This is a genomic window from Tsukamurella asaccharolytica (genome assembly GCF_007858435.1).
Lineage (GTDB): Bacteria > Actinomycetota > Actinomycetes > Mycobacteriales > Mycobacteriaceae > Tsukamurella > Tsukamurella asaccharolytica.
On the sequence record NZ_VIGW01000008.1, the window covers coordinates 66465 to 89917 of the forward strand.

Consider the following 23453-nt stretch of genomic DNA (forward strand, 5'->3'; position numbering starts at 1 on the left):
GGTCCGAACGGACTGCACGAGCGCACCGGATAGAGCCGAAAGGGAACAAGCGAGTGTTCAGCCGAATCGCCATCGTGAACCGAGGTGAGGCCGCGATGCGCCTCATCCACGCGGTCCGCGACCTGGCCGCCGAGACCGGGCAGCAGATCGAGACCGTCGCCCTCTACACCGACGTGGACCGCACTGCGACCTTCGTCCGCGAGGCCGACATCGCCTACGACCTGGGGCCCGCCGCGGCGCGGCCGTACCTCAACTACGAGCTGCTCGGCACGGCCCTGCAGGAGACCGGGGCCGACGCGGCGTGGGTCGGCTGGGGCTTCGTCGCCGAGGATCCGGTCTTCGCCGAGAAGTGCGCCGAGGTCGGCGTGACCTTCGTGGGGCCGAGCCCCGACGCCATGCGCCAGCTCGGCGACAAGATCGGCGCGAAGCTGATCGCCGAGGAGGTCGGCGTCCCCGTCGCACCGTGGAGCCGGGGCCCCGTCGAGACCCTCGAGGAGGCCAAGTCCAAGGCCAAGGACATCGGCTATCCCCTCATGCTCAAGGCGACCGCCGGCGGCGGCGGTCGCGGCATTCGTATGGTCGCCTCCGACGCCGACCTCGAGGAGGCCTACCTGCGCACGCGCGACGAGGCCGAGCGTGCCTTCGGTAGCGGCGTCGTCTTCCTCGAGCGCCTGGTCACCGGCGCTCGCCACGTCGAGGTCCAGGTCATCTCCGACGGCGAGACCGCGTGGGCCCTGGGCGTGCGCGACTGTTCGGTGCAGCGCCGCAACCAGAAGGTCATCGAGGAGTCTGCGTCGCCGGTGCTCGGCCCCGAGCAGGTGCAGCGTCTCAAGGAATCCGCGGAACGGCTGGCCATCAAGGTCGGTTACCGGGGCGCGGCGACGGTGGAGTTCCTCTACCACCCCGGCGACGACCTTCTCGCCTTCCTCGAGGTGAACACCCGCCTGCAGGTGGAGCATCCGATCACCGAGGTCACCAATGACTTCGATCTGGTCCGCGCGCAGCTGCACGTCGCCTCGGGTGGCACGCTCGACGGCGAGCGCCCCGTCGAGCGCGGCCACGCCATCGAGGCGCGCCTCAACGCGGAGGATCCGGACCGCGACTTCGCGCCGGCCCCCGGCCGCATCGCGCTGCTGGACCTGCCCGCCGGCCCCGGCATCCGCATCGACACGGGTGTCTCCCAGGGCGATACCATCCCTGCCGACTTCGACTCGATGATCGCCAAGGTGATCGCGTACGGCCGGGACCGCGACCAGGCGCTAGGGCGGCTGCGCCGCGCCATGAACGAGACCCGCGTCATCATCGAGGGCGGCGCGACCAACAAGAGCTTCGTACTCGACCTGCTGAATCAGCCCGAGGTTATCGACGGCAGCGCCGACACGGGGTGGATCGACCGGGTCCGCGGCGAGGGGCGGCTGGTGGCCGACAGGCACACCGCGGTCGCCCTGGCCTCCGCCGCCATCGACGCCTACGAGGACGAGGAGCGTACCGAGCTCACCCGCCTGCTGACCACCGCGTCCGGCGGCCGCCCGCAGGTGCAGCACGAGAGCGGCACCCCGCTCGACTTCAAGCTGCGCGGCGCGAGCTACCGCGTCCGGGTCGCCCGCACGGGCGCGCACACCTTCCGGCTCGTCATCGACAACGGCGCGGAGACCCGCACCGCCGATGTCGACCTGGAACGTTTCGACAACCACACCGGGCAGGCCGTGGTCAACGGCGTCCGGTACCGGCTCACCACCGGAACGCACGGTCCCGTCCACGTGGTCGACGTGGACGGCGTCACGCACCGGGTCAGCCGCGACGAGGGCGGCGTGGTCCGCTCGCCCGCGCCGGCGCTCGTGGTCGCCGTTCCGCTCGCCGTCGGGGACGAGGTCGAGGCCGGTGCGCCGATCCTGGTGCTGGAGTCGATGAAGATGGAAACCGTGCTCCGCGCCCCGTTCTCCGCACGCCTCAAGGAGTGCGCGGTCACCGTCGGTAGCCAGGTCGAGGCCGGCGCACCGCTGCTGCGGCTCGAGCCGCTCGGCGACGGTGACGAGGAGGCCGCCGGCTCCGCAGCGGGTCCGATCGACCTGCCCGCGGAGCCCGACAAGGTGGGTGCGGTCGAGCGCGCGGCCGCGGGCCGCGAAGCCCTCCGCAGCCAGCTGCTGGGCTACGACGTGGACCCGGCGGACGAGAGCCGCCTGCTCGACGAGTACCTCGTGGACCGCGTGGCCGCCGAGTTGGAGGGTGCCGCACCGGCGGCCGCCGAGCTCGCGCTGGCCAGCGTCTTCGCCGACCTCGCCGAGCTCGGCCTGCGCCGCTCGGTGGGCGGCGACGACGAGGTCCACAGCCCCCGCGAGCACTTCCACACCTACCTGCGGAGCCTCGACGCCGACCGTGCCGGCCTGCCGGATTCGTACCGGGCGAAGCTCGCGGCGGCCCTGGGGCACTACGGCGTCACCGAACTCGACCGCACGCCGGAGCTCGAGTCGGCCGTCTTCCGTGTCTTCCTCGCCCAGCAGCGGCCCAAGGTCGGCGTCCGCGTCATCACGGCGCTGCTCCGCAAGTGGCTCCGCGAGCCGGCCCCCTCGGTGGAGGAGGGCGGCGACGCGCGCGCCGTGCTCGAGCGGCTCATGGACGCGACGCAGTCGCGCTACCCGCTGATCGCCGACCTGGCCCGGGGTGTGGTCTTCGCCTGGTTCGGCCAGCCGCTGTTGCGCAGGAACCGCGAGGGTGTCTACTCGGCGGTCCGGGCGCACTTGACGCACCTCGACGAGAACCCCACGGCGGCGGATCGTTCCGAGCGGATCGCAGAGATGGTGCGCAGCACCGAGCCGCTGGTCCTGTTGCTCGGTGAGCGACTGGCGGGTGACCACCCGACCGACAACGCGGTGATGCTCGAGGTCCTGACGCGGCGCTACTACGGCAACAAGGGCCTGACGGAGGTTCGCACGCAGGACGTCGCGGGCACGGAGTGGGTCGTCGCCGAGCGCGATGGCGCCCTCCTCGCCTCGGCCGCGGTGGCCTATGACGGCCTCAGCGACGCGGTCGCCGGGCTGGCGCAGGTCGCCGAGGGGGCTGCGTCGGTGGACGCCGACATCTATCTCAGCTGGGAGCAGCAGCCCGAGGATCAGGACGAGATGGTGGCCGCCTTCGACAGCGTGCTGTCGGCCCACCCGCTGCCGGCGCAGGTCCGGCGCGTGACCATCACGGTCGCGGGAAGCGGCGGCGCGGTCATGCACCACCACTTCACCTTCCGCGCCGCCGCCAACGGCGTCGCAGAGGATCGCCTGATCCGCGGCCTGCACCCGTACATCGCCCAGCGCATGCAGCTGGAGCGGCTGCGCCGCTTCGATCTGACGCGCCTCACGTCGTCGGACGACGAGGAGGTGTACCTGTACCGCGCCGTCGCCAAGGAGAACCCGGCCGACGATCGCCTGGTCGCCTTCGCGCAGGTCCGCGACCTCGCCGCCGTCCGCGACCGTGAGGGCCGCCTGCTGGCGCTGCCGACGGCCGAGATCGCCCTCGCCACGTGCGTGGACTCGATCCGCCGGGCACAGACCGCTCGTCCCACCGCGAAGCGGCTGCCCACCAACCGGATCGTCATGTACATCTGGCCGCCGGTGGACCTCAGCGACGCCGAACTCGAGGCGCTCGCCGGGCACATCGAGTCGACGACGGTCGGCGCGGGCCTCGAGGAGGTCCTGCTCATCGGTCGCCGCCGCGACGCGGCGAGCGGCGAGCTGGTCAAGACAGAGGTGCGGGTCTCGTTCAGCCCCACCGGGCGGGCCGACCTGCACATCGGGGAGCCGATCGAGGACACCGTCGAGCCGATCGACGGCTATCGCCAGAAGGTGCTGCGCGCCGCGAGCCGCAACACCGTCTATCCGTACGAGTTGACCACCGCACTCGGTGATTTCGTCGAGTACGAGCTGGCCGATGGCGATATCGCCGACGTGCTGGTGCCCACCGACCGGCCGAAGGGGCGCAACACCGCGGGCATCGTGGTCGGCGTGATCTCGACCGCGACGGAGCTCTACCCGGAGGGAATCAAGCGAGTCCTGCTGCTCGGTGACCCGACGAAGTCGCTGGGCGCGCTCGCCGAAGCGGAGTGCCGCCGGATCAGCGCAGCGATCGACCTCGCGCACCGGATGGAGCTACCGATCGAGTGGTACGCGCTCTCCGCAGGCGCCCGCATTTCCATGGACTCGGGCACCGAGAACATGGACTGGGTCGCGGCGGCGCTGAAGAAGATCGTCGAGTTCACCCAGCAGGGCGGCGAGATCAACATCGTCTCCGCCGGCATCAACGTGGGCGCGCAGCCGTACTGGAACGCCGAGGCCACGATGCTCATGCACACCAAGGGCGTGCTGATCATGACGCCGGAGTCGGCGATGGTGCTCACCGGCAAGCAATCGCTGGACTTCTCGGGCGGTGTCTCTGCGGAGGACAACTTCGGCATCGGCGGCCACGACCGCATCATGGGCCCGAACGGGCAGGCACAGTACTGGGCGCCGGACTTGATGGGTGCGCACAAGATCCTGATGGAGCACTACGCGCACACCTACATCGCCCCCGGCGAGGTGGCGCCGCGCCGAGCCGCGACCACGGATCCGGGCGACCGCGACATCACCACCTATCCGCATGTACTGGCCGACAGCGACTTCACCACGGTCGGCGACATCTTCTCCGCGGAGAAGAATCCGGATCGCAAGAAGCCCTTCGATATCCGCACGGTGATGCGCGCACTGTCGGACCAGGATCACGGGGTGCTCGAGCGCTGGGCCGGTATGGCCGACGCCCAGACCGCGGTCGTGCAGGACGTGCACATCGGTGGCATCCCGGTCTGCCTGCTGGGGATCGAGTCGAAGTCGGTGCCGCGCCTCGGCTTCCCGGCTACGGATGGCCCGGATACCTACACGGCCGGCACGCTGTTCCCGCAGTCGTCGAAGAAGGCGGCCCGCGCGATCAACGCGGCGAGTGACAACCGGCCGCTGGTCGTGCTCGCGAACCTCTCGGGCTTCGACGGTTCGCCGGAGTCGTTGCGCAAGCTGCAGTTGGAGTACGGCGCCGAGATCGGCCGCGCCATCGTCAACTTCTCGGGTCCGATCGTGTTCTGCGTGATCTCGCGGTACCACGGCGGAGCTTTCGTCGTGTTCAGCAAGCAGCTGAACCCGAACATGACGGTGCTGGCCATCGAGGGCTCGTTCGCCTCGGTGCTCGGTGGCGCCCCCGCGGCCGCGGTGGTGTTCTCGGGCGAGGTCAATGCGCGCACCGCCGGTGATGCGCGGGTCAAGGACCTCGAGGCGCAGGTGGCGGAGGCCACCGGCACCGAGCGTGCGGCGCTGCTCGCCGAACTCGACGAGGTGCGGGGCTCCGTCCGCGCCGAGAAGCTGGGCGAGGTCGCCTCCGAGTTCGACGGGGTGCACAGCATCCGCCGTGCCGTCGAGGTCGGCTCGGTCGACGAGATCATCGCCGCCGCGGACCTGCGCCCGAAGATCATCTCGGTGATCGAGGCCGCGCAGTAGGGCTGACGCTGCACGTGCGCCGCCGGGATTCCCGGCGGCGCACGAGGAGTCGGCACCACGGCAGTGGCGCTCTCGGATTCTGTCCGCTGTGGACGCGCTGTCCGAACCGGACGGAATACGAGAGTCGCGCGGCCGAAGCCGCCTCGCTCCCGGCCGAACCCCGGCCGTCGCCGTCGGCGGCCTACAGCGCGAGATCGCGCCCGATGATTTCCTTCATGATCTCGGACGAGCCGGCCCAGATGCGGGTGACGCGGGCGTCCATCCACGCGCGGGCGGCGCGGTACTCGCGCATGTAGCCGTACCCGCCGTGCAGCTGCACGCAGGAGTCGAGCACCTGGTTCTGGATCTCGGCGGAGATGTACTTGACCTTGGCGGCGTCCACGGCGGTCAGGGTGCCCTCGGCGTGCGCGAGGATCGCCTGGTCCACGTAGGCCTGCACCATCTCGATCTTGCTCACGAGATCGGCCAGCAGGAACTTGTTGTGCTGGAAGGAGCCGATCGACGCGCCGAAGGCCTTGCGCTCGCGTGCGTACTCGATGGTCTCGGCCAGGATCTGCTTGGCGTGCGCCACGTTGCCCACCGCGGAGCCGACGCGCTCCTGCGGCAGCTTCTCCATCATGTGGTAGAAACCGCGATCCACCTCGCCGATCAGGGCGCTGGCCGGGACGCGCAGGTCGGAGTAGAACAGCTCCGCCGTATCGGCCTCGGGCTGGCCCACCTTGTCGAGCTTGCGGCCGCGCTCGAAGCCGGGCAGCGAGCAGTCCACGGCGAACAGAGAGATGCCGCGGGCCTTGGCGTCGGGGTTGGTCTTCGCCGCGATCACGGCGACGTCGCACGTGTAGCCGTTGGTGATGAAGGTCTTGGAGCCGTTGAGGATCCAGTCGTCGCCGCTGCGCACCGCCGTGGACTTGATGCCGGCCAGATCAGAACCCGCGGACGGCTCGGTCATGCCGATCGCGGCCACGGCCTCGCCGGCGGCGATGGCGGGCAGCCACTGCTGCTTCGCCTCCTCGGTGCCCAGACGCACGATGTACGGCGTGGTGATGTCGAAGTCGATGCCCACCGAGCTCGCGAAGGCCATCGAGACCGCGGCCAGCTCCTCCTGCGCGATGGCGTTGAAGCGGTAGTCCTCCGCCTCGCCGCCGCCGTAGGACTCCGGGATCTCCAGTCCGAGGACGCCCTGCTCGCCGAGTCCGCGCCAGACGTCGCGCGAAATCAGCTTGTCGTTGATGTACTGCTCGGCGTGCGGCAGCACCTGCTTCTGCAGGTAGTCGCGGACCGCCGAGCCGAATTGCCGGTGGTCCTCGGAGTAGATGGTGCGTTCCACGTCTGTGGGTTCCTCTCTAGAGCTTCAGGTCGCGGCGCAACTTGGCGACATGGCCGGTCGCCCGCACGTTGTACTGCGCCACCTCGATGGTGCCGTCGGTGCCGATGACGAACGTCGACCTGATGACACCCGTCACGGTCTTGCCGTACATCATCTTCTCACCGAAGGCCCCGTACTCGGTAAGCACCTGCTTATCGGGGTCCGAGAGGAGTGGGAACGTGATCGAATCGCGCTCCTGGAACTTCTTGAGCTTCTCCGGCTTGTCGGGGGAGATGCCCAGCACCGTGAGTCCGGCGTCGGCGAAATCGCCCAGGTTGTCGCGGAAGTCGCAGGCCTGCTTGGTGCAGCCGGGGGTCATGGCCGCCGGATAGAAGTACAGGACCACCCGCTGGCCCTGGAAGTCGGAGAGCGAGACGGGGTTCCCGTCCTGATCCGGCAGTGTGAAAGAGGGTGCATGAGCTCCCGGCTCGAGCCGCGTCGATGTCGTCATGTCGTAACCGTATCGGTAGTCGACACGCGGGACGAGGACCGTCGGATCAGCCCCGTCGGTAGCCGTTCGACAGCCCGACCAACAGCTCCGCGACCAGCGGGTTCGGGGTGGCGTCGGTGCGCAGCACCGCGGAGACGGGCAGAGTGAAGCCCGGCGCGGGCCGGCTGGCTATGCCGGGCTGGCGCGGGTCCTCGTACAGCAGGGTCCACCCCTCGGGATCGTTGATCAGCTCGAAGGCGACGGGGTGGTCGTCGCGGATCTCGGGGCCGAGGCGCACCTCCAGGCCGTCGGCGGTGAAGACCTTGTCCACGAGCCGGTGCAGCAGCACCTGCTGGTGCGGAGGTGGCAGGAGCAGGGGGTACCCCGCCAGCTCCGCGGTCGACGGTGCCCGCCCCAGCGCCGCGAGAGGGTGCCGTGTCGAGAACGCGATGAGCGGGTTGTCGACCCACAGCGGCTCGAGGTAGAGGCCGGGCTCGTCCAGGCGGCCGCGGATGAGTGCGAGGTCGGCTTCGCCCGACCGCACGGCGGCGATGCGTTGGGCGAAGGGCTTGATGAGGAAGTCGATCTCCGCGCCGGGGTGCCGCTCGCGCACGTCGGAGGCCGCGGCGAGCGCCGACCGGGCGAAGGACATGTTCGCGGCGAGCCGGATCCGGTCGGGCCGCGGGCGCACCGCGTCGATAGCCTCGTCCCGCTGCCGGAGCAACTCGCGCGCCCGGGGGAGCAGCGATTCGCCCGCGTCGGTGAGGCGCACCCGTCGCCCGGCGCGTTCGAAGAGCTCGACGCCCAGCTCCTTCTCGAGGGTCGCGATCTGGTGGCTCACGGCCGACTGCGAGACGAAACACTGCCGCGCGGCGCGGGAGAAGCCGCCGTGATCGGCCACCGCGACGAGGTACTCGAGCTGCCGGAATTCCATCCCTCCAGTGTATGAACAAAGAAGATGGATTGCATCACCAATAAGGTGATCTACCAGGTTGAAGCATATTGATCCATGCACCAATCTGGTAGTAGACAACGACGTCTTGAAGGAGGAGAAGATCATGCGCAACACCCACGTCGTGGTGATCGGCTCGGGATTCGGTGGCCTCGCCGCCGCGAAGCAGCTCGCCAAGTCGAACATCGAGACCACACTCATCTCGGCGAACGGCACCCACCTCTTCCAGCCGCTGCTCTACCAGGTGGCCACCGGCATCACCGCCGGCGAGCACATCGCGCCGCCCATCGCCGAGGTTCTGCGGCGGCGCCGAACCGTCGAGGTGGTCACCGGCTACGTCACCGCGGTCGACGCGGAACGCAAGGTCGTCACCTACGCCACCGAGGACGGCGTCGAGCAGATCGGCTACACCTACCTCATCGTCGCCGCGGGCGCCGCGCAGGCGTACTTCGGCCACGACGAGTGGGAGAACCGGACCTTCGCCCTCAAGACCCTCGAGGACGCGGAGAACCTCCGGGCGCGACTTCGCGCCGCGTTCGAGGAGCCCGCCGAGAGCCCCGCGCGCACCGTCGTGGTGGTCGGCGCGGGCGCCACGGGCGTCGAGGTGGCCGGGCAGGTCGCCGAGCTGGCGCGCCGCTTCCACGACGACGCCGAGATCCGCATCCACCTGGTCGAGGGCGCCGACGACGTGCTGCCCTTCTACGGCGGCACGCTCTCGGGCTACACCCGGGCCACCCTCGAGAAGGCGGGCGTGCAGGTGCACACCGGCACCGTCGTCACCGCCATCGAGGACGGCGTGGTCACCGTCAAGGATCCGGAGGGCGCCGAGCGCGACATCGCCGCCGGCACTGTCGTCTGGTCGGCCGGCGTGCAGGCCACCCCGCTCGCCGGCGTCATCGCCGAGGCCACGGGCTGCGAGACCGACCGCGCCGGGCGTCTGCTCGTGGGCCGCGACCTCACGGTCGGCGGCCGGGCCGACGTCTTCGCCCTCGGCGACATGACCAGCCTGAACGGCCTGCCCGGGCAGAGCCCGGTCGCTATGCAGCAGGGCCGCCACGCCGCCGACGTCATCCGCGGCACGAAGGGGCCCGGCACCCACTTCCGGTACCTCGACAAGGGCAGCATGGCCATGATCGACACCCCGCACGCCGTGGTCCAGCCGCCGCTGGGCCTGCCCGGCCTCACCGGCTTCGTCGCCTGGGCGGGCTGGCTGGCCGTGCACCTGTACTACCTGGCGGGCATGGGCAACCGGGTCGCGGTGCTCCGGGACTGGCTGCGCGCCTTCGTCGGCACGGCACGTCCCGGGTTCGCAGCGGCGCCGCCCGACGGTGCGCCGACGGTCACCGTCGGAGCCCCGGAGGAGGGAGAGGCGCTACCCGGCGGCCTTGGCGTTGCCGGCACGCCAGACGGACCACGGCAGGTTCCAGTCGCCTAGCCCGTCGGTGCCCTCCAGCACGGGCCCCGAGGTGTCGGTGACCTTCACGATGTCGCCGCGCTTGGTGTTCTGCATGAACCACAGGGCGTTCTCGGTGCTCACGTTGAGGCAGCCGTGGCTGACGTTGGTGGAGCCCTGCTGGTTGACCGACCACGGGGCGCTGTGCAGGTAGATGCCGCTGTAGGACATCTGCACGGCGTAGTCGACCAGCGTGCGGTATCCGTTGGGGGAGTTCACCGGGACGCCGTAGGTCGACGAGTCCATGATCATGTTCTCGCGGTGGTCGCCGATGAGGTAGACGCCGTTCGGGGTCTCGTTGCCCGGGCCGCCCATCGAGGTGGGCATCGTCTTGACGACCTTGCCGTTCTTCGTGACGCGGACGATCTTGTCCTTGTCGGAGACGGTGGTGATCACCTCGTCGCCCACGGTGAACCGGGTGGAGGCGTCCTTCTGGCCGAAGGTCCCGCCGCCCAGGTCAACGCCGTAGATCTTCACGTCCACGCTGACCTTGGTCCCCGGCTTGAGGTAGTTCTCCGTTCGCCACCGCACCTCGGAGGGGCTGATCCAGTAGAACGCGCCCTCGACCGGCGGGTCGGTGACGATCTTGATCGCGCGCTGCGCTGCCATGCGGTCGGCGATGCGCTCGTCGAACTTCACGCCCACGGTCTGTCCGACGCCCACCGTCGAGTTGTCGGCCGTGGTGAAGTACGCCTGGGTCAGGTTGTTCGGCGACTGGGTGCTGAAGGTCTCGGTGGCGACGTTCACCCCGCCGATGCCGTTGGCCTCCGCGCGCAGCTTGTACGTCTTGTTGTAGCCGAGCGGCTCGGAGTTGCTCCACGAGCGGCCGTCCTCCGCGAGCGTTCCGGAGACCTCCTTGCCGTCCGCGTTCGTCATCACGACCTTGGTGAGCGTGCCACCGCTGGCGGTCACCTTCACAGGGACGCCGGGCTGCACGTCGACCGCGCCGTTACGCGCGGTCGAGGTGATCTGCGGGCGCAGCAGGTCGAAGAAGGGGGTCGAGTCGGTGATCTTCTGGCTCTCGTCCGGCAGTGCCGCATCACCCGTCGACGACGTGCAGCCGGCGATCAGCGCGGCGGAGACGAGCAATGCCGTCACCGCCGTCGGGATACGTCGGTACACGGCGGGACGGTTGCGCATGGCTCAGCTCCAGGAAAACGGATCAGTCGGGTTCGGTCCACGGGACCGATTGCTCCCGATTCTAGCGGGCGCCGAGGGGCGAAACCGGTTCAGGTGAGGCTGGTCGTTCCGAGGAGTCGGCCGATCGCGTAGGTGATCGACATGGCGGCTGCGCCGCCGATGAGCAGCCGGATGACCGCGGTCCGTCGGTCGGCGCCGCCGAGCGCGGCGGACGCGTAGCCGGTGACGGCGAGACCGACGGCGACCGCGAGCGCGATCCAGAGCATGCGGTGCCACGCGATTAGTGAGGCTGCGATGGGGACGAGGGCTCCGAGGCTGAACGCGACCGCTGACGACAGTGCCGCTGCCAGGGGATTGGTGAGCTCCTCCTCGTCGAGCCCGAGTTCGATGTCGAGATGGGCGCCCAGGGCATCCTTCGCAGTGAGCTCTGTCGCGACCTGCCGGGCGGTCGGCTCACTGAGTCCTTTGGCGGTGTAGAGCCCGACGAGCTCGTCGAACTCTTCCTCCGGCCGATCCAGCAGTTCCTGTCGCTCTTTCGCGATCCACGCCCTTTCCGTGTCGCGTTGGGTGCTCACCGACACGTATTCGCCGAGGGCCATCGCCGAAGCCCCCGCCGACAGGCCGGCGACACCCGCGACGACGATCGCTCCGGGCGTGGCGGCGGTAGCGGCCACGCCTATCACCAATCCTGCGGTGGAGAGCAGGCCGTCGTTCGCTCCTAAGACCCCGGCTCGGAGCCAGTTCAGCTTGCTGCCCACCGCGCCGCTGTGCGGCTCGCCCTCGTGTCCGGAGTGATTCTTCGTGGTGTCGGCGATCCTGTCACTGGTCACATCGATCAGGGTAAGCGCAGGTCAGTGGCCATTTCAACGTACCCAAGGCTTCCCTCGCGCAGGGCTGCCAGTGCTCAATGAGGCAAGCCAATGCTCCCGCTTCGGTGAATTGGGACAGCTGGTTCCGCGTGTTCCGGCGCCACCGCTGATCGTCTTCGGTGCGATTCGCTTCAGGTGCCCGCCCGGCCTGTCAGCGGAGGTAGACGACGGCCCCGTTGCCGCCGGTGCATACGGAACCGGCGTTCGTGCAGGTCATGATGTAGGTGGTGTTCGTGACCCGGCTGTACACCTTGAACGGCCGAGAGCCGGACCCGTTGACGTGGTAGGTGTTCGCGGTGTTGATCGCGAATGCGCAGGACGTGTTGGCGTTCCCGCTGTAGACAGCGGCGCCCCGGGTGGAGGTGCCGCAGTACGAGGGCGCGGCGTTCGCCGCGGCGGTCGGGGCGAGGGCGGCGCCGAGTGCGAATACGGCAGTGGCCGCGACGAGCTTGCGGGTCATGAGGAGGCCTTTCGTGAGCTGCGCTGGAGTGATGACTTCTTGCTGCAGAGGACGATGCCAAAAGCGCCTTAATCGACACCTGGCACCTGCTTGTACTCGACGAAAGCTGCGCAGCGTGCTCCCGCATCGCTCACCAGCAGAGCCGCCTGATGGTCATCCCAACTGAGCCCGCTCAACGAGCCGCCGCTCGACTCCGTCGACGCCGAGCTCAAGGATTTCGCGTGCCGCCCGCAGCGACACCTCGTCGGGAGGGTTCGCGGCCACCAGCTCCGCTGCCCGGATTCCAGCCTCCGCGATTTCGCGTGCCGACTTCTGTGTGCGTCCCAGCTTCATCGCCCCGGTATACATCCGAGGTCTGACAATTTCCGCCCATCCGTCCTCGCTCGTGAATGCCCAGCCGAGCACGCGCGGGTCGTACCAGGCGGCGGCGTCGAGCGTCGCGCGGTCCACGATCGGGGGTGCCCGACCCGTTCCAGGCACGTCGAAGCGGCAGCAGCAGTACTCGACGCCGGGCGCCCAGTCACCGTTGAAGGTGGAAGGCGGCGCACCGTCGGGGTGCCCCCGTGCTCGAAGCCGGCCTGGAGTAGGCAGAGGCCGTCGGCGTCGGCGGGGTACCGCTCGTCGTTCACGATGCCGTAGCGGATGCCTTCGTCGCCGCTCCACGCTGTGGCCCTACGCCGAGCGGGACCGATCCCGGCGCCGTTCCCACAGCGCCCACGCGCCCATCAGCGCGGTCCAGATCGCCGTCATCACGGCCGCGTCGATGGCGGATTGGCCGAGCGTCTGCTCCGGGTTCAGCAGCCACACGAACCCCGCGGTGGTGAGCACGAAAACCACGACGGCGCCGACGAGCAGACCGCGGATGCTGTTCATGGCCGCGACGTTAACAGGTGTGCGGGGGAGTTGCCGGTACTCGGGGAGTCTCCGGGCGCTGCTGGCGCTGGAGCGCTCGCGCCGCGTCGCCCGCGCGAGTGGGCCCATCTCCGCGCGAGCAGAGGTGGTGGCTACGGGGCCTGGAGCGGACGAAGTTTGTCAGTCCCGGCGTGGATGATGCGGCCATGGATTCAGCCACCGCTCCGCCGCCAGACGAATCCGTCTGGCGTGGGTTCGCTGGCGCGAAGCTCCACCCGGTGTTCTGGGCCGGGGAGACGTCGGTCGAAGGCTACTGGTTCCCCAATGTGGTCGTCCGCCGCGATGGTGACGTCGAGGTGCCGATTGTCGTCGCCTCCGACGGATCGATCGACCCGCGCGGCCATTGGGGCGCGGCTGCGGTGAGCTCCCGCGGCGATGTCACCCTGAAGACCGGAGCGGGGGAGTTCGAGGTGGGGACCACCGAGCTCGAGGCGGTGATCCTTGCTGTGCAACTCGTCGAGGAGCTTGAGGCCTCGGCAGCGGTGGTCCTCGTCGATAGTGACGACGCGCTAGCGATCGCCCGCAACGCTCAGGGCAAATATCCGCCCGCTCGAACGCGCGGGATCGATGCCAGGGTGCGCTACCGGTTGGAGGCGGCGTTGTTCGGCATCGACTCGGTCATCGAGTTCCAGAAGGTGAAGGCGCATTCGGGGCACGAACTGAACGACGCTGCGGATCACGTCGCCTGGCTCGGACGGCGGGCGACCCGCGGTAGCCGGACTGTGGCCGAGCGTGAGTTGAGTACACGGCTGGAGACGATAAGCGAGGAAGTGCTTAGCCTGGCGATCTGACCTCTCATTCCCTAGCCGAAACACCTTCTGGCCCTGCCAGTCCGCCGCTTCCCGTCGCGCCGACAACCTGCCACAATCGCCGATATGTCCTTCGCTGAGATCGCCGGGTACCGAATCGTCCGTCAGCTGGGTGCCGGCGGCATGGGGCAGGTGTTCTTGGTCCAGCATCCGCGTCTGCCGCGTCAGGACGCGCTCAAGCTCCTGGACGCCGGTGTCTCGCGCAACGACGACTTCAAGGTGCGGTTCCAGCGCGAAGCCGACCTGCTCGCCCAGCTGTCGCACCCGAACATCGTGACGTTGCACGATCGGGGTGAGTTCGAGGACCGGTTGTGGATCACGATGGAGTATGTCGCCGGTACCGATGCCGGGGAGCTGGTGAAGGTGGGCGGCGCGCTGGATCCGACCTTGGGGTTGGAACTCGTCGCCGGTGCTGGCGCGGCCCTGGACTACGCGTGGCGAAAGCAGCGGATCACACATAGGGACGTCAAGCCTGCGAACATCCTGCTCGGCGTCGACGGGGGTGAGCTGGAGGTGGTGAAGCTCGCGGACTTCGGTATCGCCAAGGCTGCGGGTGAGTCGACGTCGTTGACGTCGACGGGGATCACCGTGGGGACGATGCAGTACATCTCGCCGGAGGCGATCGAGGGAGAGGACCTCGACAACCGTGCGGATATCTACTCGCTGGGGTGCACGGCGTTCCACCTGCTCACCGGCCGGCCACCGTACACGGGCAAGTCGATCACGGCGTTGATGAGCGCGCACCTGACGCAGGCTCCGCCGTCGGTGCGTGAGGTGGCGCCGCAGCTGCCGGATGGGCTCGACACGGTGTTCGCGAAGGTCCTGGCGAAGGCTCCGGAGGATCGGTATCAGAGCAGCGGGGAGTTCGTAGCCGCGCTGCGTGGTGCCCTCGATGGGCAGCTGGACGACAGTCTTGCGATTGCCGTGCCGGTTGTGCCGTCGCGACAGACCGCCCCGGACGTGGTCACCGAGCTCCGAGCTGAGCCCGGGCCTGCCGGCGACGCCGGCGCCACTCACCTGCGGGCCGCGGCTGCTGAGCGGGCGACGAGGTCGCGGGCGGTGCCGATCCTCGCCGCGGTCGTGGCCGTGCTGGCGGTCGCGGCGACGGTGCTCGGCGTGGCCGTCAGTCGGTCGGGTGGCGCCGAGGAGCCAGCTGCGGTGACGAGTTCCACGACGACCAATGTGCCTCCGGCGCCGGTCATCAGGCCTTCCAGTGCGTCCGCTCCCTCTCCGGTCTCAGTCAGCACACCGGCACCGATACCGACCGTGACCGCGAGGCCGACGACGGCCGCGACATTAGCTCCCACCATGACCACGTCAGTCAATAAGAATGTCCCGGGCTCATCCTCGCCACAGATCGAGGGAAGCTATTGCTACCCCTCCGAATACGGAAAGGTCTCTGACGACGGCAAGCTAGTGTGTGTTCCTCTAGGGGAAGGCTTCTGGCGCGACCGGACGAACGAGTCGCGGCCAGCAGTGAGGTACGGGTCGCCTTGCACCGAACCGGGTGCTCGCGCTCGAATCGCCGGTACCGATGAACTCACTACCTGCATCCTTAACACTGGCGGCGTCCTGACTTGGGGCGGTCAGTAGCCGGACTTTCTTCGCCCTGTTCAAGCAACAGTCTCGCTGCGTTGACCGCGGTTCAGCGCTCCAGCTGAATCGATCAGCAGCCCGCAACCCCGCTCACCTCCCAGCGGCGATCTGCAGCAGGTCCTACAACGGAACCACGGCTCGTACTGCCGTCACTTACGGAGGCCTGGACGTGGTGGTCCTACAGCTGAGGAAGAAACCGTGACCCGAGTCGGGGGAGCGGTTCACCTCGGCCTCGAGATCCGGGACCCTCTGTGCGGGGACGGGGGTGCCGATGGTGCCGTCCTGTGACAGCTCTCGCTCAGCGCGGTAGGCGCGCAGATTGCGCCCGAGCGCGTTGCAAGTGGCCATCCATACCGGGTTCACCGTGTCGACCTGCTACTGATACGTCTACAGACTTTTGAGAAGCATCGACCTGTCTGGCCAGTTCAAACCTGCACATTCCGTTCAATCCGCACCGCATCGAGAGAGCGAGCCCGCACGATGAGCACCCCGACCCCGCCGCCCGGATGGCACCCCGACCCCGCCGGATCGAGCCGGTTCCGCTGGTGGGACGGCACCATGTGGACCGAGCAGTACGCCGACAGCGCTGACGCCGCGCCGCCGTCCGCAGCCGGTGCGTCCGCGACGCCGCCCAGCGTTGAGAAGCCCATCAGCCGGGGCAAGAAGATCGCCCTCGGCGTCGGCGGCGCGCTCGTCGTGCTGATCCTCCTGACCCTCGTGGTGCCCAAGGACGAGAAGCCCACGAACGCCGCCTCCGAGACCACGACGACCGCCGCCGCATCCGCTCCGGCGACCACCGCCACGGCGCAAGCCGCACCGTCCGCCGCTCCGGCCACGAGCACCACGGCCACCACCTCGGCGCGTCGCTCGACCAAGCCGAAGCCCGCAGGCTGCGAGGCCGTGCCGGAGAACTACCTGTCCCTGATCAACGCCTCGTTCAAGAACGGCTATCAGCTGATTAACTCCAGCGCCTATACCGCTGGCGGCACGCTCTACATCGCCGGGGAGATCGCCAAGGCCGACGGCAGGATCCGCTCCCGCGACGACGTGTTCGCGGTCAAGGGCGGCGTCCTCAGCGCCATCACGGCGACCGCGCGTAACGAGTCGAACCTCCCCGACGCCCGCAAGGTCCAGGACCTCAGCGTTCTGGACGAGGGCGCGGTGAAGGCCCAGGACTGCGCCCGCACCTACTGATCTCTTAGCCTCACAGGTTCCTGCGATCGAGTCGTGCCCTGAGAATGACGAAACCCCCTCCGACGCTGGTGGGAGGGGACTTCTTGTTGTGCGCCATCAGGGACTCGAACCCCGAACCCGCTGATTAAGAGTCAGCTGCTCTGCCAATTGAGCTAATGGCGCCTGCTCGCTCGCTGCGTGCTGGAATACACTAGCAAGGAGTACGCCGAAACATGAAATCCGCAGTTCACGGCCGGTTTCTGGGCTAACCGCGGGTCACTGGAAGGCGCTGTAGCCGGTGAGCTTCTGGCCCAGGATCAGCGTGTGCATCTCCACGGTGCCCTCGTACGTCAGCACGCTCTCGAGGTTGTTCGCGTGCCGGATCACCGGGTACTCCAGTGAGATGCCGTTCGCGCCCAGGATCGTGCGAGCGGTGCGGCAGATGTCGATCGCCTCGCGCACGTTGTTGAGTTTGCCGATCGAGACCTGCTCGGCGCGCAGTGCCCCGGCGTCCTTGAGGCGGCCGAGGTGCACGGCGAGGAGCACGCCCTTCGTGTACTCGAGGGTCATGTCGGCGAGCTTCTGCTGGGTCAGCTGGAAGCCGCCGATCGGACGGCCGAACTGTTCGCGCTCCACCGCGTACCGCTGCGCGCACTCGAGCGCGGTGCGTGCGGCGCCCATGGCGCCCCAGACGATGCCGTACCGCGCCTCGCTGAGGCAGGAAAGAGGCCCGCGCAGCCCGCGGACCTCGGGAAAGGCCGCGGAGTCGGGAACGCGCACACCGTCGAGCACCAGCTCGGACGTGACGGACGCACGCAACGACATCTTGTGCTCGATGGTGTTCGCGGCGAAGCCGGCGGTCTCCGTCGGTACGGCGAAGCCGCGGACGCCCTCGTCGGTCCGTGCCCAGATCACGGCGACGTCGGCCAGGGAGCCGTTGGTGATCCACATCTTCCGGCCGTCGAGGATCCAGTCCGCGCCGTCGCGCCGCGCCCTGGTGCGCATGCTGGCCGGGTCGGAGCCGTGGTCGGGCTCGGTCAGCCCGAAGCAGCCGATCAGCTCGCCCGCCGCCATGCCGGGCAGCCAGCGCTGCTTCTCCTGCTCGCTCGCCCACTTCCAGATCGCATACATCGCGAGCGAGCCCTGCACGGAGACCATCGACCGCAGCCCCGAATCACAAGCCTCGAGCTCGAGGCAGGCGACGCCGTACTCGGTGGCGGTCGTTCCGGCGCAACCGTATCCGTCGAGGTGCATGCCGAGCAGGCCGAGGGCGCCCAGCTTGCGCATCAGGCCGCGGGGATCATCGAGTTCTCCGCGCTCGAACCAGTCGGCCACGTAGGGCTCCACCTCGCGGGCGGTCAGCGCGCGCACGGAGTCGGCGATCGCACGCTCCTGGTCGGTGAACAGGCCGTTCAGGCCCGCCAGCTCATCGGGATGTGTGGTCATGATGCCTCCTCGGCGCCACCCTAGCCGGGCGCGGTGGCAGGGGAGCCGAATGTCGTGCTTAGGTGGGCGCATGACCCTTCCCGGAACCCCCGCCCACGCGGGCGCCGCAGAGGTGCTCAGGCCGCCGGCCCACCAGGTCTCGCCGCGCGCGAAGATCTGGTGGACGGTGCGCGCTGCGATCCGCTGGGCCATAGTGATCCCGCTGATCACGGTGGTGCTCGTGGTGATACCGGACGTACCCTGGTACGTCGCCGTCGCGGCCTTCCTGGTGCTGGCGGCCGCCGCCGCGGCGCACCTGATCGTGATGCCGCGCTTCCGCTACGCCTTCCACCGTTGGGAAATCAACGAGGTGGCGGTGTACTCGCAGGCGGGCTGGCTGACCCGGACCCGCGTCCTGATCCCGATCTCGCGCGTGCAGGTGATCGACACCGTCGCCGGGCCGCTCGAGCGCTCCTTCGGCCTGGCGACGGTCACTGTCACCACGGCCTCGTCGGCGGGCACGGTGCGCATCTCGGGCCTGCCCACGGAGACCGCGCAGGCGATCGCCGCCAGCCTCACCGTCAGCGCCGCGGAGGACACCGATGACGCAACCTGATCCCCCGGCGGCGCCCGCCACGAGCGACGACTGGAACCGACTCTCTCCGTGGGGAATCGGGACTCGTGTCATCAAGTCGATCCCGTCGCTCATCCCCGCGCTCATCGGCGTCTTCTTCCTCGGGCGCGCCGCGGGCCCTGTGTTCTTCGTGATCGCCGGCGTCGCGATCAGCGTCCTGGTGGGCCTGCTGCCGTGGCTCACCACGCGCTGGCGGGTCACCGAGGATCAGCTGGAGCTGCGGCACGGACTGCTGCGCAAGGTCTCCGCCACCGCGCGCCGCGACCGGATCCGCAGCGTCGACGTCACGGCCGGGCCCATCGAGCGCGCGCTCAAGCTGCGCAAGGTGGTGGTCGGTACCGGCGTGGGCGGTAAGGAGTCTGCGCTCGTCCTCGACCCGATCCCCGCCGGCGTCGCCGAGCGACTCGGCCGGGACCTCCTGCGTCGCAGCGCGGCACCGTCGACCGCTGACGTGCCGGGTGAGGACGGGGCCGAGGCGGCGCCCGCACTCGCCGCGCCCGAGGAGGAGCTCGCGCGACTCCGGCCGGCGTGGATCCGGTTCGCCCCGTTCTCGCTCACCGGGTTCGCCGTCGTCGCCGCGGGCGCGGGGATCGGTTTCCGCACCGTCGACGAGGCGGGGCTGCGCGAGCGCGGCTCCCAGCTCGCGGAGTCCTGGTTCGTCACGATCCTCGACCTCGGTGCGGCCGTGGTGATCCCGGCCGCCGTGCTGCTCGTGATCGCGCTCTCGGTCCTGGTCTCGGTGCTCGCCTACGTGCTCGCGTTCTGGGGCTTCCGACTGGTCCGCCGGGCCGACGGGGCGCTGCACACCAGTCGCGGGCTCATCTCGACGGTGGCGGCGACGATCGAGCGCAAACGGGTGCGGGGGGTGCAACTGCACGAACCCGTCCTCATGCGCCTGCCCGGCGGCGCGAAGCTGCGGGCCATCGCCACGGGCACGGATCGCAATCCCACCCTGCTACCGCCCGCCCCGCGGGCCGAGGCCGTCCAGGTCGCCGACAAGATCCTCGGCCGGCCCGGCGCGGTGGAGGTGCCTCTGACGGGGCACGGCCCGGTGGCGGTGCGGCGCCGCTACACCCGCGCGCTGGCGGCGGCGGCACTGCCCGCAGTGGCGTTCGCCGCCCTCGCAGTGGGGGCCGCCGTGATCCCCGACTGGTGGGCGTTGGTCCCGGCCGCGGTCGCTCTCGTGCTGTTGGTGGGGGCCGTGGGTACGGCGTCCGTCCGCGCCCGGCATCTCGGTTCGGCCACGAACGGATCGACCGTGTCGATCGGTGCGCCCACTCTCGCGCGCACCCGCACCGTCCTCGAGTTCGACGGCGTGACCGGCTTCGTGACCCGGGAGTCCTTCTTCCAGCGGCGCGCGGGCGTCGCGACCCTCACCGTCGCGACCGCTGCAGGCGCCTTCGGCGCGGTGGACGTGACACCGGAGCGCGCGGCGGAGCTCGCGCGCACCGTCCAGCCCGAGATCGTGACGGGGTTCCTCGTCAGCGAGGCGTGAGTCGGTACAGCTTGATCGTGCGTTCGCCGGCCCAATCGACGTAGTCGTCGTACGCCGGCCACACCGCGACAATACTGGGCCACAGGCGTTTCCGATCGGACTCGGAGACCCGCCGTGCCCGCACCGGGATGCGCCGGGTGCCGAGGAGCACTTCGGCGTCGGGCGTCGCCTCGAGGTTGTAGGACCACGCGGGGTGATGCTTCTGGCCGAAGTTGGAGGCGATCACCACGAAGTCCTCGCCGTCGCGCACGTAGAGCAGTGGAACGGCTCGGGCGACCCCGCTGCGCCGGCCGACGGTGGTGAGGGTGAGCTGAGGGAGCAGGGCCTCGGGGATGAGGTGCACCGAGCCGCGGCTGATGCGGGTCACGGCCTTGTCGAGCGGCACGGCGGCGCGCACGACGCGCGACACCGCGCGGTGCCGCCCGAGCTGCAGGAACCGTGATCTGACGTGATCCACGACGGTCATGGCGGCAGTGTAGTGAATTCGACCCGCCGCCGGGCCGTGATCAGTTGGTCGCCAGGCGCGCGCCGCCCGCGGCGCGGAGCACCGCGTTCAGCGAGTAGTACTGGGTGAGCTGCTGCGTGACGCGACCGGAGTCGCTGTCGGTGAGGGTGACCGCGTCCGTGATGATGCCCAGCGCGGCGTTGTCCGACGTGCGGATCAGCGGCCCTCCGCTGTCGCCCTGCGTGGTCACGATGTCGGCCACGACCCAGTCGCCCATCACCTTTGTCACCCTGCCGCAGCGGCGCCCGTTCACCGAGCCCAGCTGGCACACCGGATCGCCGACCTGCGCGGTGCCCACCGTCCGCGGCGCCATCCCGGGCGCGGACGCGAGGAGCCTCACCTGCGGGTCGGTCAGCCGGAAGGTCGCCCAGTCGGGGCCGAACGGATCGACGGGGGAGTAGCGCCCCGGGCGGTTCGGGTCCTCCTTGACCGCGGGGGACTTCGACTGCACGACCTCACCGACGATCCACTTCTTGACGCCGACCGGCTGCTCCGGCGCGCCGCAGTGCCCCGCGGTCACGCCGAGCCGCTCGCCGCCCGGGGCGGTCACGGCGAAGCCCATGGTGCACTGCAGCGACTCGAAGCGGCCGCCGCCGAGGGAGCGCTGCAGGATGTCGATGCGGTCGCCCGGCGCCACCGACTTCGGGGCGGGGGCCTGCGTGGGCGCGGAGGCGGGTGCGCTCGGCGCCGCGGGGCTCGACGGTGCGGAGGGCTTGGGCGACGGGGCCGGCGTCGTCGGCGCACCCGATGCGAGCGCGGGGGTCAGGAGCACTCCGGACACCAGCAAGGTGATCACCCCGATCGTTCCGCGTCGCAGTGTCGCACCGATGCGCGTCCCGTCGGTCAAGGTCGAACCCTCCTAGGGTGGGTGATCGAGGGGCGCTCAAGGAAAGCGCCGCAGAAAAACGTGACTGAGCCTACCATTCCGCATGACTGACCTCGCGTGAGATCAGTTCACCGTAATGGGATTTCGCTCGTCGTATACATCATGTACGAACAGCGAGTTTCGGTTCCTGGACCTGAGGAGACCTCGGAGTGTCTGACCAGACATATCAGACGATTGCAGTAACCCTGTATTTCGCCGCCATGTTGTACATCGGTTGGAGTGCGTATCGGAAGACGCGCGACAACCTCGACGACTACATGTTGGCGGGCCGTGGCCTCAAACCCTGGGTCGCGGCGCTCAGCGCCGGGGCATCGGACATGTCCGGCTGGCTGCTGATGGGCCTGCCCGGGGCGATCTACGCCAAGGGGCTCGTCGAGTCCTGGATCGCGATCGGCCTGACGGTGGGCGCGTGGCTCAACTGGAAGTTCGTCGCGCCGCGGCTGCGCTCGTACACCGAGGTCGCGGGCAACTCGATCACGATCCCCAGCTTCCTCGAGCACCGTCTACGTGACCGGTCGCGTTCGCTGCGGATCGTGTGCGGCCTCATCATCCTGGTCTTCTTCACCTTCTACGTCTCCAGCGGCATGGTGGCCGCGGGGAAGTTCTTCGACAGCACCTTCGGTGTGCAGTACATCCACGGCATGCTCATCGTCGCGGCGGTGACGATGATCTACACGCTCTTCGGCGGCTTCCTCGGCGCCACGCTCACGGACGTCGCCCAGGGCCTGCTCATGCTCGCCGCCCTGGTCGCCGTGCCGATCGTCGCCCTGATCAAGGTGGGTGGGCCGGCCGTCACCATCGAGACCGTGAACGAGGTGAACCCGACCTTCTTCAGCCTGTTCGCGGGCGGCACCGCCCTCGGTATCGTCTCCGCGGCAGCGTGGGGCCTCGGCTACTTCGGTCAGCCCCACATCATCGTGCGGTTCATGGCGCTGCGCTCGCCGCAGGAGGCGTCCACCGCCCGCCGCTTCGGCATCAGCTGGATGGTCGCCACCGCCCTCGGGGCGATCCTCACCGGGTTCATCGGTATCGCCTACTTCGCGCTGCACCCCGAGAAGGCGCCGAGTGACCCCGAGACCGTCTTCCTGGTGCTCGCGCAGATCCTGTTCCACCCGTTCGTCGCGGGCCTGGTCCTCGCGGCCGTGCTCGCGGCCATCATGTCGACGGTGTCCTCGCAGCTGGTCGTATGCTCGTCGGCGCTGGTCGAGGACCTGTTCAAGATCTTCGCCGAGAAGTCGGGGCGCGAGACGCAGATCAGCGACAAGACCTACGTGCGGCTCGGTCGGCTGGGCGTGCTGGTCGTCGCGGTGATCGCGGTGGTGCTCGCCATCGACCCGTCCGACAGCATCCTCGAACTCGTCGGCTTCGCCTGGGCCGGCTTCGGCTCGTCCTTCGGCCCCGTCGTGCTCCTCGCGCTGTTCTGGCGCAAGCTCACCGCGCCGGGCGCCCTCGCGGGCCTCATCGTGGGCGCGGTCGTCGCCTTCGTCTGGGGTCAGTGGCCGCCCTTCGATCTGTACGAGATCGTGCCCGGCTTCCTCGCGAACCTCGTGGTCGCGGTCGGTGTCAGCCTCGCGACGTACCGGCCCGACGCTGCCGTCGACGCAGAATTCGACGAGGCCGCCCGCCTGGCGGAGAAGCAGCCCGCGTAGGCCGAGAGACGAAGAAGGCCGGTCGTTCCCCTCGAGGAACGACCGGCCCGCTCCGTGTGTCCGGCATCACCATCCAACCAGCGGGGTGACGTGGATGCACGAGAAGTGGAGCGGGGATCGCGGAACAGGGCGCACGGCCCTCGCCACACCCCGTTGCATGGGAAGAAAAACCCGGTCTTGCAACGAATCTTG

General features: G+C 69.3%; 19 protein-coding genes and 1 tRNA gene. 8 read left to right on the top strand and 12 right to left on the bottom strand.

Annotation, left to right across the window (positions count from 1 at the left end; all coding sequences use genetic code 11):
- Positions 1–53 precede the first annotated feature (53 nt).
- Complete coding sequence (locus FK529_RS14765) at positions 54–5507, top strand: ATP-binding protein (protein ID WP_146562519.1); 5454 nt, start codon at positions 54–56, stop codon at positions 5505–5507.
- A 181-nt stretch (positions 5508–5688) separates the two neighbouring features.
- On the opposite strand, the gene FK529_RS14770 is transcribed toward FK529_RS14765, so the two are convergent.
- From FK529_RS14770 to FK529_RS14780, 3 genes are read right to left on the bottom strand one after another with little or no spacing between them, the layout of a single operon-like run.
- On the bottom strand, positions 5689–6834 hold the full coding sequence (locus FK529_RS14770; RefSeq protein WP_146562522.1) for an acyl-CoA dehydrogenase family protein: 1146 nt from the start codon (positions 6832–6834) through the stop codon (positions 5689–5691).
- 16 nt (positions 6835–6850) lie between these two features.
- Entirely contained in the window at positions 6851–7324 is a 474-nt protein-coding gene (bcp, locus tag FK529_RS14775; protein WP_146562525.1) for a thioredoxin-dependent thiol peroxidase, read from the bottom strand.
- Between the two features lie 46 nt (positions 7325–7370).
- Positions 7371–8237, bottom strand: a complete 867-nt coding sequence (locus FK529_RS14780) for a LysR family transcriptional regulator (protein ID WP_146562528.1) — start codon at positions 8235–8237, stop codon at positions 7371–7373.
- Positions 8238–8361: 124 nt separating this feature from the next.
- On the opposite strand from FK529_RS14780, the gene FK529_RS14785 reads away from it, so the two are divergent.
- Positions 8362–9690, top strand: coding sequence for an NAD(P)/FAD-dependent oxidoreductase (locus FK529_RS14785; protein WP_146562531.1), 1329 nt, complete (start codon positions 8362–8364; stop codon positions 9688–9690).
- On the opposite strand, the gene FK529_RS14790 is transcribed toward FK529_RS14785, so the two are convergent.
- The 5 genes from FK529_RS14790 to FK529_RS14810 form a co-directional block, all read right to left on the bottom strand.
- Complete coding sequence (locus FK529_RS14790; RefSeq protein WP_146562534.1) at positions 9628–10848, bottom strand: L,D-transpeptidase; 1221 nt, start codon at positions 10846–10848, stop codon at positions 9628–9630. The two genes, FK529_RS14785 and FK529_RS14790, sit on opposite strands and share 63 nt — an antisense overlap.
- Before the next feature lie 89 nt (positions 10849–10937).
- Positions 10938–11678, bottom strand: coding sequence for a VIT1/CCC1 transporter family protein (locus FK529_RS14795; protein ID WP_146562537.1), 741 nt, complete (start codon positions 11676–11678; stop codon positions 10938–10940).
- A gap of 190 nt (positions 11679–11868) precedes the next feature.
- Positions 11869–12177: a hypothetical protein gene (locus FK529_RS14800; RefSeq protein WP_146562539.1), complete on the bottom strand. Its 309-nt coding sequence runs from the start codon at positions 12175–12177 to the stop codon at positions 11869–11871.
- Positions 12178–12330: 153 nt separating this feature from the next.
- The gene (locus FK529_RS14805; protein ID WP_146562541.1) at positions 12331–12627 is read right to left on the bottom strand and encodes a hypothetical protein; all 297 of its coding nucleotides are present in this window, start codon (positions 12625–12627) and stop codon (positions 12331–12333) included.
- A gap of 222 nt (positions 12628–12849) precedes the next feature.
- Positions 12850–13050, bottom strand: a complete 201-nt coding sequence (locus FK529_RS14810; protein WP_146562543.1) for a hypothetical protein — start codon at positions 13048–13050, stop codon at positions 12850–12852.
- A 185-nt stretch (positions 13051–13235) separates the two neighbouring features.
- On the opposite strand from FK529_RS14810, the gene FK529_RS14815 reads away from it, so the two are divergent.
- From FK529_RS14815 to FK529_RS14825, 3 genes are all read left to right on the top strand, one after another.
- Positions 13236–13880 carry an RNase H family protein gene (locus tag FK529_RS14815; protein ID WP_146562545.1) on the top strand — a complete coding sequence of 215 codons (645 nt, stop codon included), beginning with the start codon at positions 13236–13238 and terminating at the stop codon, positions 13878–13880.
- Positions 13881–13964: 84 nt separating this feature from the next.
- The gene (locus FK529_RS14820; RefSeq protein ID WP_146562548.1) at positions 13965–15491 is read left to right on the top strand and encodes a serine/threonine-protein kinase; all 1527 of its coding nucleotides are present in this window, start codon (positions 13965–13967) and stop codon (positions 15489–15491) included.
- Positions 15492–15974: 483 nt separating this feature from the next.
- Positions 15975–16688, top strand: a complete 714-nt coding sequence (locus tag FK529_RS14825; RefSeq protein WP_146562553.1) for a DUF2510 domain-containing protein — start codon at positions 15975–15977, stop codon at positions 16686–16688.
- Between the two features lie 89 nt (positions 16689–16777).
- Here FK529_RS14825 and FK529_RS14830 read toward each other — a convergent pair.
- Both FK529_RS14830 and FK529_RS14835 read right to left on the bottom strand, forming a co-directional pair.
- Positions 16778–16850 (bottom strand) — tRNA-Lys (locus tag FK529_RS14830).
- A 93-nt stretch (positions 16851–16943) separates the two neighbouring features.
- Positions 16944–18113, bottom strand: coding sequence for an acyl-CoA dehydrogenase family protein (locus FK529_RS14835; RefSeq protein WP_146562555.1), 1170 nt, complete (start codon positions 18111–18113; stop codon positions 16944–16946).
- 70 nt (positions 18114–18183) lie between these two features.
- On the opposite strand from FK529_RS14835, the gene FK529_RS20390 reads away from it, so the two are divergent.
- A complete protein-coding gene (locus FK529_RS20390; protein WP_205124398.1) occupies positions 18184–18708 on the top strand; it encodes a PH domain-containing protein in 525 nt (174 codons plus the stop codon).
- A complete protein-coding gene (locus FK529_RS14845; protein WP_146562557.1) occupies positions 18695–20221 on the top strand; it encodes a PH domain-containing protein in 1527 nt (508 codons plus the stop codon). The genes FK529_RS20390 and FK529_RS14845 overlap by 14 nt, the downstream gene beginning before the upstream one ends.
- Here FK529_RS14845 and FK529_RS14850 read toward each other — a convergent pair.
- Both FK529_RS14850 and FK529_RS14855 read right to left on the bottom strand, forming a co-directional pair.
- Complete coding sequence (locus FK529_RS14850; protein ID WP_146562560.1) at positions 20208–20687, bottom strand: nitroreductase/quinone reductase family protein; 480 nt, start codon at positions 20685–20687, stop codon at positions 20208–20210. The genes FK529_RS14845 and FK529_RS14850 overlap by 14 nt on opposite strands.
- A gap of 40 nt (positions 20688–20727) precedes the next feature.
- On the bottom strand, positions 20728–21573 hold the full coding sequence (locus tag FK529_RS14855; protein ID WP_146562562.1) for a chymotrypsin family serine protease: 846 nt from the start codon (positions 21571–21573) through the stop codon (positions 20728–20730).
- Positions 21574–21761: 188 nt separating this feature from the next.
- Here FK529_RS14855 and putP point away from each other — a divergent pair, with 188 nt between their 5' ends.
- Positions 21762–23261 (top strand): sodium/proline symporter PutP, encoded by a 1500-nt coding sequence (gene putP, locus FK529_RS14860; RefSeq protein WP_146562565.1) that lies wholly within the window; start codon positions 21762–21764, stop codon positions 23259–23261.
- The last annotated feature ends 192 nt before the right edge of the window (positions 23262–23453 follow it).